At 72.8% G+C, this 15,637-nt stretch carries 7 protein-coding genes; 1 reads left to right on the top strand and 6 read right to left on the bottom strand.

Annotation, left to right across the window (positions count from 1 at the left end):
* Positions 1–30: 30 nt before the first annotated feature.
* From OIE47_RS24300 to gltB, 5 genes are all read right to left on the bottom strand, one after another.
* On the bottom strand, positions 31–885 hold the full coding sequence (locus tag OIE47_RS24300; RefSeq protein ID WP_326556825.1) for a hypothetical protein: 855 nt from the start codon (positions 883–885) through the stop codon (positions 31–33).
* A complete protein-coding gene (locus OIE47_RS24295) occupies positions 882–3,422 on the bottom strand; it encodes an FtsK/SpoIIIE domain-containing protein (RefSeq protein ID WP_326556824.1) in 2,541 nt (846 codons plus the stop codon). Before OIE47_RS24295 ends, OIE47_RS24300 begins: the two co-directional genes overlap by 4 nt.
* A gap of 266 nt (positions 3,423–3,688) precedes the next feature.
* Complete coding sequence (locus OIE47_RS24290) at positions 3,689–4,273, bottom strand: hypothetical protein (protein ID WP_326556823.1); 585 nt, start codon at positions 4,271–4,273, stop codon at positions 3,689–3,691.
* Between the two features lie 276 nt (positions 4,274–4,549).
* Entirely contained in the window at positions 4,550–6,031 is a 1,482-nt protein-coding gene (locus tag OIE47_RS24285) for a glutamate synthase subunit beta (RefSeq protein WP_326556822.1), read from the bottom strand.
* Entirely contained in the window at positions 6,024–10,739 is a 4,716-nt protein-coding gene (gene gltB, locus OIE47_RS24280) for a glutamate synthase large subunit (RefSeq protein ID WP_326563228.1), read from the bottom strand. The genes OIE47_RS24285 and gltB overlap by 8 nt, the downstream gene beginning before the upstream one ends.
* 194 nt (positions 10,740–10,933) lie before the next feature.
* Between gltB and OIE47_RS24275 the strand changes: the two genes are divergently transcribed.
* Positions 10,934–11,779, top strand: coding sequence for a GNAT family N-acetyltransferase (locus OIE47_RS24275; RefSeq protein ID WP_442791986.1), 846 nt, complete (start codon positions 10,934–10,936; stop codon positions 11,777–11,779).
* 307 nt (positions 11,780–12,086) lie between these two features.
* Here the strand turns inward: OIE47_RS24275 and OIE47_RS24270 are convergent, their stop codons facing one another.
* On the bottom strand, positions 12,087–15,416 hold the full coding sequence (locus OIE47_RS24270) for an ATP-binding protein (protein WP_326556820.1): 3,330 nt from the start codon (positions 15,414–15,416) through the stop codon (positions 12,087–12,089).
* Positions 15,417–15,637 lie beyond the last annotated feature (221 nt).

The following is a 15,637-nucleotide window of genomic DNA, read 5'->3' as shown; positions in this document are numbered from 1 at the left end:
ACCGCCGAACTCAACACCGCCCGACCCGGCTCAGACGTCCAGCAGGACGGTCCAGAAACAGGAGGTGATCGACATGATGACAAAACACATGGCGAAGCCGAGCCTGGCGTACCGGGCCGGTCGGCCGCCCCCGATCCGGGCCCGCCCCCAGGCGCCGAGGGCGAAGTAGGCGGCGAAGAAGGTCAACGCCGGCAGTCCGGCGAGCATCCAGGCGTACAGGGTGAAGCCGTCGACGGCGCCGGCCTTGGCGACGAGCGCCAGCAGGGCCTGAGCCAGGTTGCCGGCGGCGATGAAGCCGACGTAGACCACGATCGCCCGGCTGAACGGCGACGAGCCCGGTAGCAGCGCCGGCTGCTGGGCCAGCTCCTCGACCTGGGCGGCGGCCTCGTCGGCCGCTGCCGCCGCCCGGTGCGCCAGGTCCAGCTCGACGTCCGGGTTCACCGGCGCGGCCGGGGACGACAGGTGTCGCGTCGGCGGACCGTCCTCGCCTGCCGACGGCAGCCGCGGGCCGGGCACCGCCGGTGCCGACGCGGGCGTCGAGGTCAGCGCCACCCGATCGGGACCAACCGGCAGTTCCGGGTACGCCGAACCGCCCGCCAACTCCTGCTCCGCCCCCTGGTGACGGGAAGCCGGCGACCCGAGGTGACCGGCGACGGTCAGCGGCGGCAGTGGGGCGCTGAGCTGCGGGACCGGCTCCCCGATCAGTTTGGCGAGTTCGACCAGCCGTTGCTCCTGCATGGTGAGCCGCTGCCCGAGCTGGTCGATCGTGTCACCGGTGGCATCACGGCGGGCCGCCGCCTGCGCGGTCGTACGCTCACCGGTGCGCTGGAGCTGGTGCAGGTGCCGGGCCAGGGTGGCGTACTCGTCGAAGCCCTGCATCGTCACTGCCCCTCGTCCAGCTCGTACCCGGGTCGAACGAACGGCACGATCAGCCGGCTGCGCTGGTCGTGCCGATCCACCAGCAGCGCCCGGTTCGCCCGGGGCGTGTACGCCAAATCGTGCATCCCGAGGTACATGCCCAGTTCCCCACCGGGCACGTTCAGCGCCACCAGGCAGGCGATGTCGTCCTTGTTGTGCGCCCCGCCGATGTCGTCGGCGAGCCGGCGCAGCCCCCGCCACCAGCCGAGCAGGTGCACCCCGTACGCCGGGCCGTGGCGCAGGACCTGCTGGAGGTCGTCCAGGCCGGACCGGTAGTTCTGGTCCTTGGCGGACAGCACCCCGCTGGCCCCGTCCATGCCGAAGGCCACCAGATAGGTCCGGTCGCTCGGCTGGGCGACCGGCTCGGCGAGTTTGCGGATCTCCTCCCGCAACGCCATCGCGTCCAACCGGGTCACCGGGTGACCGGCCGCGACCAGTGCGTCGGCGGTCGCGTCGGCCACCTCGTCGGCGGCGGCGACCAGCGGCGCGAGCAGGAATCGGGCGGTACCCGGCTGGGCCTGGCGGGCCAGGCTGAGGGTGGCCGCCTGCAGCACGTCGGCGCCGACCGGGGTGGTGCCGACCACCGCCAGGTGCCGGCCGGGGGTGGCGTCGAGCATGAACATCGCCGACGTCAGGTTCACGTCGACCACCCGGCCGACCAGGGCCATCGGCCGGCGTCCACCGGGCATCAGGCCACGGTACGTCGGGTCGTCCTCGACGTGTGCGGAGTCGTACCCCTTGAAGACCGCGGGTGGGAACGAGCCCTGCGCCCGCCCCTGCCACAGTTCGTGCCGCAGGGCCGCGACCCGCGCGGCGCTGCCGTGCGCGTCCGGGAAGCGGACCACCGTGTTCGCCGAGGAGAGGCCGGCGGCGGGGTTGATGATCGCGGAACCGAGCGGCAGCGCCCCGGCGGCCTCGTTCAGGGCATCGAGTACGCCGGAGCCGCCCGGCAACGCCACCCGGAGCGGGAACTGGCCGAAAATCGAGTCGACCTTGCCGTAGAGCGCCTCGATCCCGGACATGCTCTGGCTGGCCAGCACCAGGTGGATGCCGTACGAGCGGCCCTTGCGGGCCAGTTCCTCGAGCAGTGCGACCGCCTCGCGGGCGAGCGCGTCGTTGCCGGCGAACAGCACGTGGAACTCGTCGATGACGGCCACCACCCGTGGCACGGGTTTGCCGTCGCGGGGCAGGTCGGCGAGCTTGGTGACACCGTGGCGCTTGAGCGCGTTCGCCCGCCGGTTCAGCTCCCGCCGCAGCTCCCGCAGGACCGCCACGCCGTACTCCCGGTCGGACTCGATGCCGACGGCGCGGGCGTGCGGGATCCAGGAACCGTCGTGCCCGGTCGGGACGAACTCGGTGAAACTGACCCCCTCCTTGAAGTCGAGCAGGAAGAGGGCCAGTTCGTCGGGCGAGTAGCGGGCGGCGAGTCCATAGAGGACGTCGAGCAGGAAGACGGTCTTGCCGGAGCCGGTCCGGCCGCCGACCAGCCAGTGCGGGGTCGCGTCGTCGAACGCCAGGGTCACCGGGTCGCGGCCGTTGCGGCCGATGACCGTACGCAGCCCGGTGCCGGCCGACTCGGTCCAGTTGCGGGCCGGCAGCAGGTCGGCGAACTCCAGGCTGGCGTCCCGCCGGGTGGCGTCCCCGTGCCGTTCCGCGACGGCGGCGATCGTCCCGGCGGGCGGGTCCCCGTCGAGCAGGACCGGCACCACCAACCCGGTCCCGTCCCCGCTGTACGGCCACCACGGCGGGTCACCGACCCAGGCGTAGTCGCTGTCGCGGGTCACCCGGGTGGTGTTGCCGAACGGAGGTGGTTCCAGCCCCGTCGACCGGGGCGGGTAACCGGCCGCCAGCACGCACACCCCGGCTGCCGGGCCGGCGTGTGTCAACGCGGCCAGCCGGGTCAGCTCGGCCCGACCCTCCGGCATGGACGCCGCCACCACCAGCAGCAACCGGTCCCGGCCGTTCGGGTCGGAGTGGCTGGCGCGGGCGTGCTGCTCGGCGCCGGTGAGCAGGGCCTGGATCTCCCCGTCACTGGTCGCGGGCGGGCTCAGCACACCCGCGTCGACGAGTGGTCGCAGGGGCAGGAACGTGGCGCCGAGCGCGGCGTTGTCGATCGCCACCACCCGTACCGAGCCGGCCGGGGCGGCCATCAGGAGCCGGATCACCAGGGAACGCAGCGCCGCCCCCGTACGTGGATCGCGGGCGTCGGTGTCGATCGCCAGGTGCGCCCCACCGACCAGCGGTACGACCACCGGGAAACCGCCGTCCGAAGTGGCCGCCTCACCGACCCGGATCGGCACCGGGCGGCCCGGAAACTCCGGTCCGGCCGACACGGCGCTGAGAGCTTCGCCGACCCGGCGCAGCCGCTGCACCATGTCCCCGGTCTCGGGCGGTGGCGGCGGGGCGGTGACTCCGGCGAGCCCTCGACGGGCGGCGTCCAGATGCGCACGCGCCTGCCGGTGTGCCGCGACCGCCCGCCCGTACGTGACCGCGAGCCTGCCCACCCTGCTCCCCCACCCCTGTCGGCGTGCGTAGTCACCGGAACACTAACCGAAGCACCCCCGTACGGGCACCCGGACGCGACCGAGTCACCACTCCTCCGACGATCTTGCACTTGTGGCGCCCGGATTGGGGCAGTCATCCGAGTTTGTGTACCACCACAAGTGCAGGATCGTCGCGCCGCCTGGGCTGTGGCGACCCCGACCTCGGCCCTAGCGCCTCAGCGCACCTGTCGGGGGTCGAGCGTCACCGAGGCGTTCGGGCGCCTGCCTCAGCAGGGGTCGATGTGGTAGACGGGAGTCCAGACGTAGTTCGAGCTGTGACTGGGGGCGGCCGACGAGCGGCCGAGTTCACTACCGTCCGCTCCGAGGAAATACGCCCGGGTACCCGGAGTTTGAGTGTTCATCCAGGATCCGTATCCGGCCCACGTCGGGATGTGGATCCAGACCGAACATCTCCATTCGGAACGCTTTTCCCCACTCCATCCGCCTCCGCTCCAGGCGCAGAAGTAGAGTTCGGCACAGCTCGCCAGTGTGCCGATCGGCTGGTTGAGTTCGCGGGCGTACTTCTCCCCGGGCAGATTGAGGAGCAGGTGGCTGCCGGGGGCGTACTCGATCTTGTTTGCGGCGACCTGCTTGCCGCCGAGCTGATCCAGCCGGGCGTCGACACGTTTCTGCAGCTCATCGGCTTCAGCAGCGGTGAGGCCCGCCGACCGGGCGTCGGCCCGGAAGTCCTGGCCACCGGCACCCGGGCCGGTGGGTGCGGCGATGGCGGCATTGACGGGACCGAGGAACAGGGCCGCCAGGACCATGCTCGTCAGAAATGGCATTCGTGAGCCGAACCAGTTCCTCGACACAAACAACTCCTCCGACTAGGGACACCGACAGGCAGACGAACGGGCAGCTGCGCTCCGACCCAGATCGAGGCGAGCCCTCTCTCCATCCGCACAAACGCCTTGCGGAGATTTTCGAGGCGTCCTCTACATTCCCACTACACTGCGGACGGTAATCCCGGCCCGCCCCGCTTCCCGGAACAACCCTCACCGAAAAGGGTGGCTATCCGGCGTGGGATAGCCACCCTTCTCAGTGGAAGTCTGCGGATCTTGACCCGCGTGGGGAGCCGCGGTGGGGTGTCAGCGGGCGGCGGTCAGGGGTTGGGCGGAGGCGGTGACCGGGGCCGGCAGGGTGCCGGGACCGTCGAGGTAGGTGTGGATCGCGGCGGCGGCCGCGCGGCCCTCGGCGATCGCCCAGACGATCAGCGACGCGCCCCGGTGCATGTCACCGGCGACGAAGACCCCGTCGGTGGAGGTCTGCCAGTCGGCGGTGGCGTCGATCGCGCCGCGCCGGTTGCGGGCCACCCCGAGCTGGTCGAGCAGCGGCTGCTCCTCGGTTCCGTCGAAGCCGATCGCCAGCAGCACCAGGTCGGCCGGAAGTTCCCGTTCCGAGCCGGGCTTGACGGTCATGATCCGCTGCCCGTCCTGTTTGGTCACGCTGACCTCGGCGACCCGGACCGCGCGTACCTGGCCGGTGCCGTCGTCGACGAACTCCTGGACCGCGACGGCGAAGACCCGCTCGCCGCCCTCCTCGTGCGCCGGGTAGTCGCGCAGGATCCACGGCCAGGTCGGCCACGGGTCGCGGTTCTCGTCCCGGCTGCCCGGTGGCACCGGGTACAGGTCGAGCTGGTGTACGCCGACAGCGCCCTGCCGGTGGGCCACACCGAGGCAGTCCGCGCCGGTGTCACCACCACCGATGATCACAACGTGTTTGCCGGCGGCGTCGATCGGGGTGCTCTCGTCCAGTCCGTTCACCACCCGGTTCGCCGCGACCAGGTGCTCCATCGCCTGGCGCACGCCGCGCAGGGCCCGCCCGGGAGTGGCCTGGGTGTCCCGGCCCTGGAGCGCACCGCAGGCGAGCAGGACGGCGTCGTACTCGGCGCGGAGCTGCTCGGCGGTAATGTCGACACCGACGTTGACGCCGGTGACGAAGGCGACGCCCTCGGCGGTGAGCTGTTCCAGCCGCCGGTCGATGTGCTCCTTCTCCAGCTTGAAGTCGGGGATGCCGTACCGGAGCAGGCCGCCGATCCTGTCGTCGCGCTCGTAGACGGTGACAGCGTGCCCAGCCCTGGCCAACTGCTGCGCGGCAGCGAGTCCCGCCGGCCCGGAACCCACGACGGCAATGCGCTTGCCGGACGGCTTCGCCACCACCTGCGGACGGACCAGGTCCAGGTCCACCGCCCGGTTGATGATCTCGACCTCGACCTGCTTGATGGTGACCGGCTGCCCCCCGGAGATCCCGAGTACGCAGGCCGCCTCGCACGGTGCCGGACAGAGCCGCCCGGTGAACTCCGGGAAGTTGTTCGTGGCGTGCAGCGACTCGATCGCGTGCGACCAGTTGCCGGTACGTACCAGGTCGTTCCAGTCCGGGATCCGGTTGCCCAGCGGGCAGCCGTCGTGGCAGAACGGGATGCCGCAGTCCATGCAGCGGGTGGCCTGTTCGCGTACGAGATCGTCGGCGGCGGCCGGGTAGACCTCCCGCCAGTCGCTGATCCGCACCGGCACCGGACGGCGGGCCGGCAACCGCCGGTCGTAGCGCAGGAAACCGTTCGGGTCAGGCACGAGCCACCTCCTGGGACGCGCGCGGCGTGACCTGCGCGGGCGCGGCGGGCGACGGCACGGGCGCGGCCGGCGGCGCCACGGGGGCGGCCAGCGCGGTCATGACCGCCTCGTCGACGTTGTGGCCGGCGGCTTCGGCGGCCCGCATGATCTGCATTACCCGCTTGTAGTCGCGGGGTACCACGGCGGTGAACTCCTCGACCGCCTCCGGCCAGCGCTTGAGCAGCCGCTCGGCGACCGCCGAGTCGGTCTCGGCGAAGTGCCGCTGGACCAGGTCGTGCAGGGTGACCCGCTCGTCGACGGTGAGCGGGGCCAGGTCGACCAGTTCGGGGTTGACCCGGCGCGGGTCGAGCTGCCAGACGAAGGCGGCGCCACCGGACATGCCGGCCGCGAAGTTCCGCCCGGTCGGGCCGAGCACCACGACGGTGCCACCGGTCATGTACTCGCACCCGTGGTCGCCGACCCCCTCGACCACCGTCACCGCGCCGGAGTTGCGGACCGCGAACCGCTCACCGACCCGGCCCCGGAGGAAGAGTTCACCGGCGGTGGCCCCGTACAGGATGGTGTTGCCGGCGATGATCTGGTCCTCGGCGCCGGGCGTACCGTCGGTCCGGTCCGCGGCGCGGGCGGCGAACGGCGCGGCGGCGTCCGGGCGGACGACCAGCCGGCCGCCGGAGAGTCCCTTGCCGACGTAGTCGTTGGCGTCGCCGTGCAGCCGCAGGGTGACCCCGGCCGGCAGGAACGCGCCGAAGGACTGGCCGGCGGTGCCGGTGAGGGCGAACTCGATGGTGTCGGCGGGCAGGCCGGCGCCGCCGAACCGGCGGGTCACCTCGCCGCCGAGCATCGCACCGACGCTGCGGTGCTCGTTGCGGACCCGGATCGACGCCCGGACCTGGGTGCCGTCGGCCAGCGCCGGGGCGGCCAGGGCGAGCAGTTCGTTGTCCAGGGCGGCGGCCAGGCCGTGGTCCTGGGCCCGGATGCCGCGCCGGGCGGCGCCCTCGGGCAGGTCCGGCACATGGAGTACGGGCCGCAGGTCGAGCCCGCGCGCCTTCCAGTGGTTCAGCGCCGGGGCGAGGTCGAGCAGTTCGGTCTGCCCGATCGCCTCCTCCAGGGTCCGGAAGCCCAGCTCGGCCAGGTAACCGCGGACCTCCTCGGCGAGGAAGAGGAAGAAGTTCTCCACGAACTCCGGCTTGCCGGTGTAGCGCTCGCGCAGCACCGGGTTCTGGGTGGCGATGCCGACCGGGCAGGTGTCGAGGTGGCAGACGCGCATCATGACGCACCCGGCGACGATCAGCGGGGCGGTGGCGAAGCCGAACTCCTCGGCCCCGAGCAGCGCCGCGACGAGTACGTCCCGACCGGTCTTGAGCTGGCCGTCGACCTGCACGGTGACCCGGTCGCGGAGCCGGTTGAGCAGCAGGGTCTGCTGCGCCTCGGCCAGTCCCAGCTCCCACGGGGTGCCGGCGTGCTTGAGCGAGTTCAGCGGGGAGGCGCCGGTGCCGCCGTCGTGGCCGGAGATCAGGATGACGTCGGCCTTGAGCTTCGCCACCCCGGCGGCGACCGTACCGACGCCGATCTCGCTGACCAGCTTGACGTGCACCCGGGCGGCCGGGTTGACGTTCTTCAGGTCGTGGACGAGTTGGGCCAGGTCCTCGATGGAGTAGATGTCGTGGTGCGGCGGCGGGGAGATCAGGCCGACGCCGGGGGTGGCGTGCCGGGTACGGGCGATCCACGGCCAGACCTTGTTGCCGGGGAGCTGGCCGCCCTCGCCGGGCTTCGCCCCCTGCGCCATCTTGATCTGGAGGTCGTCGGCGTTGACCAGGTATTCGCTGGTGACGCCGAACCGGCCGCTGGCGATCTGTTTGACCGAGGAGCGGCGACGCGGGTCGTAGAGGCGCTCGACGTCCTCGCCGCCCTCGCCCGTGTTCGACTTGCCGCCGAGGTTGTTCATCGCGATCGCGAGGGTCTCGTGCGCCTCGGCCGAGATCGACCCGTACGACATGGCCCCGGTGGCGAACCGCTTGACGATCTCGCTGGCCGGCTCGACCTCGTCCAGTGGCACCGCCGGCCGGACCCCCGTACGGAGGGTGAACAGCCCGCGCAGCGAACCCGCCTTCGCGGCCAGTTCGTCGACCTTGGCGGTGTAGTCGCGGAACACCTCGTACTGGCGGGAGCGGGTGGCGTGCTGGAGCAGGAACACCGTCTCCGGGTTGAACAGGTGCAGTTCACCCTCGCGCCGCCACTGGTACTCGCCGCCGACCTCGAGCCGCCGGTGCGCGCCCTGAGCCGCGCTCGGCGGGTACGCGACCGCGTGCCGGGCGGCGATCTCCTCGTGGATGCCGGTCAGGCCGATCCCGCCGATCTTGCCGGCCGTACCGGCGAAGTACCGCTGGACCAGCCGGGAGTCGAGGCCGACCGCCTCGAACACCTGCGCACCGCAGTACGACGAGACGGTGGAGATGCCCATCTTCGACATGATCTTCAGGACGCCCTTGCCGAGCGCCTTGACGTAGTTGCGGACCGCCTTGGCCGGCTCGATCCCGGCGAGTGCACCCGTCGCGATCAGGTCCTCGACCGACTCGAACGCCAGGTACGGGTTCACCGCGGCGGCGCCGTACCCGATCAGCACGGCGGCGTGGTGCACCTCCCGGCAGTCGCCGGACTCGACGATCAGCGCCGCCCGGGTCCGGGTCTGCTCGCGTACCAGGTGCTGGTGCACGGCCGCGGTGAGCAGCAGTGACGGGATCGGGGCCAGGTCGGCGGTGGAGTCGCGGTCGGAGAGGACGAGGATCCGTACGCCGTCCTCGATCGCCTCCGAGACGTGCCGGCAGATCTCGGTCAGCCGGGCGCGGATCCCGGCCGCGCCGTCGCGCAGGCGGTAGAGCCCGGAGACCCGTACCGCCTTGAAACCGGGCAGGTCACCGTCCTCGTCCACGTCCAGCAGCTTGGCCAGCTCGTCGTTGTCCAGCACCGGGTACGGGAGCACGATCTGCCGGCAGCTCGCCGGGCCGGGGTCGAGCAGGTTGCCCTCCGGGCCGATGGTCGACTGGAGGCTGGTGACCAGTTCCTCGCGGATCGCGTCCAGGGGCGGGTTCGTGACCTGCGCGAAAAGCTGGTGGAAGTAGTCGTAGAGCAGCCGGGGGCGGGTGCTCAGCGGGGAGATCGGGGTGTCGGTGCCCATCGACCCGAGCGGTTCGGCCCCGGTACGCGCCATCGGCCCGAGCAGGATCTTCAGCTCCTCCTCGGTGTAACCGAAGGTCTGCTGACGACGCTGGACCGAGTCGTGGGTGTAGACGGTGTGCTCGCGGGCCGGCAGGTCGGCCAGGTCGATCAGCCCGGCGTGCAGCCATTCGGCGTACGGCTGCTCGGCGGCGAGTCCGGCCTTGATCTCGTCGTCGTGGACGATCCGGCCGGCGGCGGTGTCGACCAGGAACATCCGGCCCGGCTGGAGGCGACCCTTGGCCACCACGGTCGCCGGGTCGAGGTCGAGCACGCCCGCCTCGCTGCCCAGGACCACCAGTCCGTCGCTGGTCTGCCACCAGCGGCCGGGGCGCAGCCCGTTGCGGTCGAGGACCGCGCCGACCATGGTCCCGTCGGTGAACGCGACCGACGCCGGCCCGTCCCACGGTTCCATCAGGCTGGCGTGGAACCGGTAGAAGGCCCGCTCGGCGGGCGCCATCTCCGGGTCGTTCTCCCACGCCTCGGGGATCATCATCAGGACCGCGTGCGGCAGGCTCCGCCCGGCCAGGTGCAGCAGTTCGAGGACCTCGTCGAAGTTCGCCGAGTCGGAGGCGCCGGGGGTGCAGACCGGGAACAGCCGCTTGAGGTTGCCGGGCACCTTCGGGCTGGCCAGCAGCGCCTCGCGGGCGTTCATCCAGTTCTTGTTGCCCCGGATGGTGTTGATCTCTCCATTGTGGGCGATGAACCGGTACGGGTGCGCCAGCGGCCACGACGGGAAGGTGTTGGTGGAGAACCGGGAGTGGACCAGGGCGATCGCGCTGGTCACCCGCTCGTCGGTCAGGTCGGGGAAGAACGCCGGCAACTGGTCCGGGGTGAGCATGCCCTTGTAGACCATGGTCCGGGCGGACAGCGACGGGAAGTACGCCGGCACCCCGCGCTCGGCGGTCTCCCGCTCGGTCTGCTTGCGCACGCAGAACGCGACCCGGTCCAGTTCGAGCCCGGTCAGCGCGCTACCCGCCGGACCGGCGGGCGAACCGGTGAGCCGACGCGCGGCGAGGAACACCTGCCGGATCAGCGGACGCGCCGCCAGGGCGGTCTCGCCCAGGTCGGTCGCGTCGACCGGCAGGTCCCGCCAGCCGAGGACCTCCGCGCCCTCGACCAGGGCGTACTTCTCCAGCACGGCGCGGGCACGCTGTTCGGCGTCCGGTTCGCGGGGCAGGAAGACCAGGCCGGTGGCGTACTGCCCGGCCGGCGGCAGCGGGAAGTCGACCACCTCGCGGAGGAATCCGTCCGGTACCTGGAGCATGATGCCGGCGCCGTCGCCGGTGTTCTGCTCCGCGCCACGGGCGCCCCGGTGGTCGAGCCGGCACAGCGCGCCGAGCCCCTTGGCCACCACGTCGTGCGAGCGGCGTCCGTTGAGGTCGGCGATGAAGGCCACCCCGCAGGCGTCACGCTCGTACGCGGGGTCGTACAGCCCTTGCGCTTCGGGGGTCCGGGCCAGGTTCGCGATACCCGGGGCCGGCGACGCCGGCAAGGCGGGCGGCGAGGAGAGGCGAGGTCCCTGAGGGTACGGAAAAACCACCGGGTCTCCTGTCGTCACTCACGTTCAATCATGGGTCGGGACGACGTCGGCCCTGCGAGGTTTCTTGAGTCTACGTTAGGTCCCACGTCGCACCACCAGTACGGATTGATCACACTTCCACGGAGTGGGACGTGTAGTCTCGCGCGGTGAGCCTGGTGCATCGTGAGGTATTTGAGCGCTTAGAACACTTTTACGACGGAGTGCCGCGTGATGTAGCTCACGTGGAAGAGTACGGCGGCCTGGTGCTCTTCGTCCGAGATGGTGCTGGTTGGCCGTTCTACGCCCGTCCCCGCCCCGGCGCATCCGAGCCCCCGAACGCCGCCGACGTGACCGCGGTCCGTGAACGGCAACGCGCCCTCGGCGTACCCGAGGCGTTCGAGTGGGTGCACGAGAACCACCCGAGTCTACTGCCGGTGGCCCGATCGGCCGGGCTGGCCGTGTTGGAGGCACCGCTGATGGTGCTGGATCCGGCAGCGCTGCCGCCGGCCGACAGCCTCGGCGACGTACCGGTGCGGTTTGCCGACCCGACCTCGCCCGACTTCGGCCGCGACGTCGCCACCCAGCGAGCGGTCGCCGCCATCGGGTTCGGCGTGCCCGGCACCGCCCCCGGAGACGCCGGCCCGATCGCCCGCGACGCCGCCCTGGTCTCCCTGGCACCCCGGCGGGTGGACGAGGAACGGGCCCAGGTCGAAGCCGGGACCAGGGTTTTCGCGCTGGCGGAGACACCCGACGAGGGCGCGGTCTCGGCCGGCATGGCGATGCGGGTCGGCAACGTGGCCGAGATCGCCGGCATCGCCACCCTCCCCACCGCCCGCCGCCGCGGCCTGGCCGCCGCCGTCACCGCCGCACTGGCCCGACACCTCCTGGAAGCCGGAACCGAGGTCGTCTTCCTCTCCGCCGGCAGCGACGACATAGCCCGCGTCTACCTCCACGCCGGCTTCCGCCGCCTAGGCACCGCCTGCATAGCCGAACCCACCCCCGTAACCCCCTAACCCACCCCACCCCACCCCACCCCGCCTCGCCCCACCCCACCCCGCCGCCCCCTCCCCAACGCCCCCGCCCCCAACGCGTTGATCATGAAGTTAGCGACGAAAAATCAGCTCCGCGGTGTCGCTAACTTCATGATCAACGCCCAGATCTGCGGGGCCGGAGAGCCCGGGGTTGGGCCCGCCGTGACCGGCGAGCGGATCAAGCGTGACGGCGCTCGCCGGGCACGGCGGGCCCAACCCCACCCCAGCAGGCACGGCGGGCCCAACCCCATCCCAGCAGGCACAGCGGGCCGAACCCACCCCAGCAGGGTCAGCCGGTTCGGGGGAGGGCGTGGCGGCCCTGGGAGCGGTCGGTGCGGGTGGGTGTGGGGGTGGCGAGGAGGGTGTCGAGGGGGGCGTCGCGGCCGTACTCCTGGGCCGCGAGGAAGGCGGCCTCGCCGAGTTGGGAGCGGAGGGCACGGGCGGTGGCCTCGGTGTCGGGGCGTTCACAGGCGGGGACCGGGGCGCCGATCTCGTCCCGGATCCGGGCCGCGGCGCCGAGCAGCCGGGCACCCCGGCCCGGAGCACCGTCGAGCCGGGCCACCTCGGCCAACGCCTCCAGCACGCTGGCCGTACGCCACCGGTCGCCGACCTGGCGATGGGCCGCGAGACTGGTCAACAGGTGTGCCGCTGCCCGATCGGTACGCCGACCGCGCAGCTCCACCAGGCCACGCAGGTTGTGCGCCCAACCCACCCCCTCGGGAAACCCGAGTACGGAGTAGCGCCGCAACGCCACGTCGAGCAGTGACGCCGCCCGGTCGGTGTCGCCCCGGTAGAGAGCCACCGCGCCGAGGTTCATCAGCGTCTCCGCCTCGGCCCTCGGCTCGCCGAGCTGCTCGTACCAGCGGCGGCTGACCCACAGGCGGGAGTCGGCCCGGTCCAGGTCACCGGAGAGCCAGGCGGTGAAGCCGCGAAGCTGCGCGGTCTGCGCCTCGCCCCACTCGTCCCCGTACTCGGCGAAGGTCGCGGCGGCGGTCGCCAGGTACACAGTGGAGTCGACGTAACGGGCCTGCTCGCGGGCGATCGAGCCGAGCGTGAGCAGGACACGCGCCACCCCTGCCCGGTTGCCCACCTGCCGGTACGCGCTCAGTGCCGCCTCGGCGTGCCCGGTGGCGGCCGGGTAGTCACAACTCAGCATGGCCAGCATCGCCGCCGCCGCACCCGCTCCGGCGCGCATCGGTGCGGGTGCGTCCGGGTGCCGGAGCAACGCCTCGGCCAGCCACCGGTGGCCGTCGCGGTAGTGGCCGTCCAACCGGCAGTACCGGGCCAGCGCGGCGGCGAGGCGCAGTTCGGCGTACGGCGGGGCGCCCGCGCCGGCCTCGGACAGCCACCCCATCGCGGCCCGCATGTTGGCCTCCTCGGCCCGTAGCCGGCGCAGCCACCACTCCTGTTCGGGGCCGCGCAGGCGGGCGTCGGCGTACTCGGCCAGGGCCAGGCAGTGCGCGGCCACGGCGGCACGGGCGACCGTCTCCCCGACCCCGGCATTGAGCCGGGTCAGCGCGTGCCGGCGGATCGGCGCGAGCATCCGGTACCGGACCGGGAGCGGTGGGTCGTCGACCAGCGCCTCGGGCGCCGCCAGCGCCGCCGGGAACAGCGACGCGGCGGAGACCGGCTGCTCGGTCGGGTCGGGCAGAGCGGTCGGGGCCCACGGCGGTGGTGGCAGGTGGACGGTCGGTGGCGGCACGGGTGACGTGGGGGACGCCACCGCCGACGGCAGGGTGGCCGGCAGTGGCGGCGCGGCCAGTGGCGCGGCGACCACCAGCGAGGATTCGACCAGCGCCGCGAGGGCGTCCGGCGCGTCCGGGCCGGCGATCGCCCGCGCCGTTTCCGCGTCGAAGCCGCCGGGGCAGATCGCGAGCCGCTCGAACAGTGCCCGGGCGGCGGGATCGAGCCGCTCGGCGCTGGTCTCCACCGCCGCCGCGAGCGTCCGGTGCCGGTGCGGCGCGGTCGGGTCCGGGCTGGCCAGCAGGCGCAGGTCGGTACGGAGCCGGGCGACGATCTCACCGACGCCGAGCACCGACGTGTGCGCCGCGGCGAGTTCGATGGCCAGCGGCAACCCGTCGAGTTCGGCACAGAGCTGGGCGACCGCGTCGGCACTCGCCTCCGGCACCGGGCGGCCGGACCGCGACCGGGCCCGGTCCAGGAAGAGCCGGGTCGCCGGGTGGTTGGCCAGCGAGGCGATGGTGTTGCCGGTCGCGTCGGGTGGCAGGGCCAGCGGGGGCACCGCCACCACCGCCTCCGTGTGCAACCGCAGCGGGATCCGGCTGGTGGCCAGGACCAGCAGCCCCGGGCAGCGGTGCAGCAACCGGTCGACCAGTTCGGCCACCCCGGCGACCAGGTGTTCGCAGTTGTCCAGCACCAGCAGGGCCGGGGTCCAGCCGATCTCCTCGGCCAGGGTGTCGGCCACGTCCCGCCCCGGCTCGGCCCGTACGCCGAGGGCGGCGGCGACCGCCTCCGGTACGCGTACCGGGCTCTCCACGGCGGTGAGGTCGACGAACCAGGCGGCGCCGAACCGGCTGGCCGCCGCCACCGCGAGCCGGGTCTTGCCGGCACCGCCGGGACCGGTCAACGTGACCAGGCGCTGCGTCGCGAGCCGCTGGTTGACCACGGCGAGCAGCGCGTCCCGGCCGAGCAACGGTGTCATCGGCACCGGCAGCGGTGCCTGGGACTTGGCCCGGTCGACCAACCGGGACACGGGGTCGGACCCGTGCGTCGAGGGCCACCGCTGGGCCAGGTCACCACGTTGGGCGGCGGCGGCCAGGGCACGCAACCGTTCGCCCGGCTCGACACCCAACTGCTCCCGGAACGTCTCCCGGGCCCGCTCCTCGACCCGGGCCGCGGACCGCCGGCCGCTGCCGACGGCCGCCGCGACCAGCAGCAGTTCCCACAGCCGTACCCGCAGCGGGTGCCGGGCCAGGGCCGCCTCCAGTTCACCGACCGCGGCGACGGCGGTACGGGCGGCGGCCAGCCCGTCGATCACCGAGGCCCGGTCCACCGCGGGCTGTCCGGCCGCCGCCTGGGCGGCGAGGGCGAGCCGCAGGGCACACTCCCACCGTTCCTCGATCGCGGCTATCCGGCTCTGCACCAGGCGACCCACCTCGCCGGCCACCCAGCCGGACGGGCGCGGGGCGTCGCCGCCGAGCGGCTCACCGTGCAACGGCACCCGCCACAGCCGCAGCGCGGCGTCGAACAGCGGCAACGCCACCGCCCACTGCTCCGCGGCCATCCGCCGCCGGGCCCGGGTGAGCAGCCGGGTGAACCGCTGTACGTCGACCCGACGGGCCGACAGGCGCAACAGGTAGCCGATCGGGTGGGCCACGACGGCATTGGGCAGACCGGCCCGGTCCAGTGCGGCGGCGAGTTCGGCGGCGGCACCGTCGAGCGACTGGGTCGCCGGGGTCACCCCGGACGGGAGTACGCCGCGCAGGTCGGCGGCGGCAACCGGCTGGCCGACCCGGAGGGCGAGCAGGCCCAGCAACCGGCGGACCTCGTCGGTGAGCGGGACCGGACCGTCGGGACCGATCAGCTCGACGGGCCCGAGCAACCGCACCGCGCGTCGGGCCCGATGTCCCGGCCCAACGGCGGTCTGCTGAACGGGCACACTACCCCGCACCTGGAAGCCCTCGCTTTCAGTCCCGGGTAGTCTGCGCCGTCGGCCGCCCCGGAGGTAATCCCCCCGTCCGGCCCGATCGGACAACGAACCGGGCGAATCCGCACACCGCTCGGACGGCGCGACACCAGCCACCGCGCCAGCCACCGTGCTCCGGGGCGGGCGCCGGTCCGAGGGTGCCATACCGGACGGGCCCGAAGGTTGCCCCGTCC

Origin of the sequence: Micromonospora sp. NBC_01796 (genome assembly GCF_035917455.1) — a bacterium.
Taxonomy (GTDB): Bacteria; Actinomycetota; Actinomycetes; order Mycobacteriales; family Micromonosporaceae; genus Micromonospora_G.
Note: the sequence above shows the minus strand (reverse complement) of the source record. Positions and strands in the feature narration are given on the sequence as shown.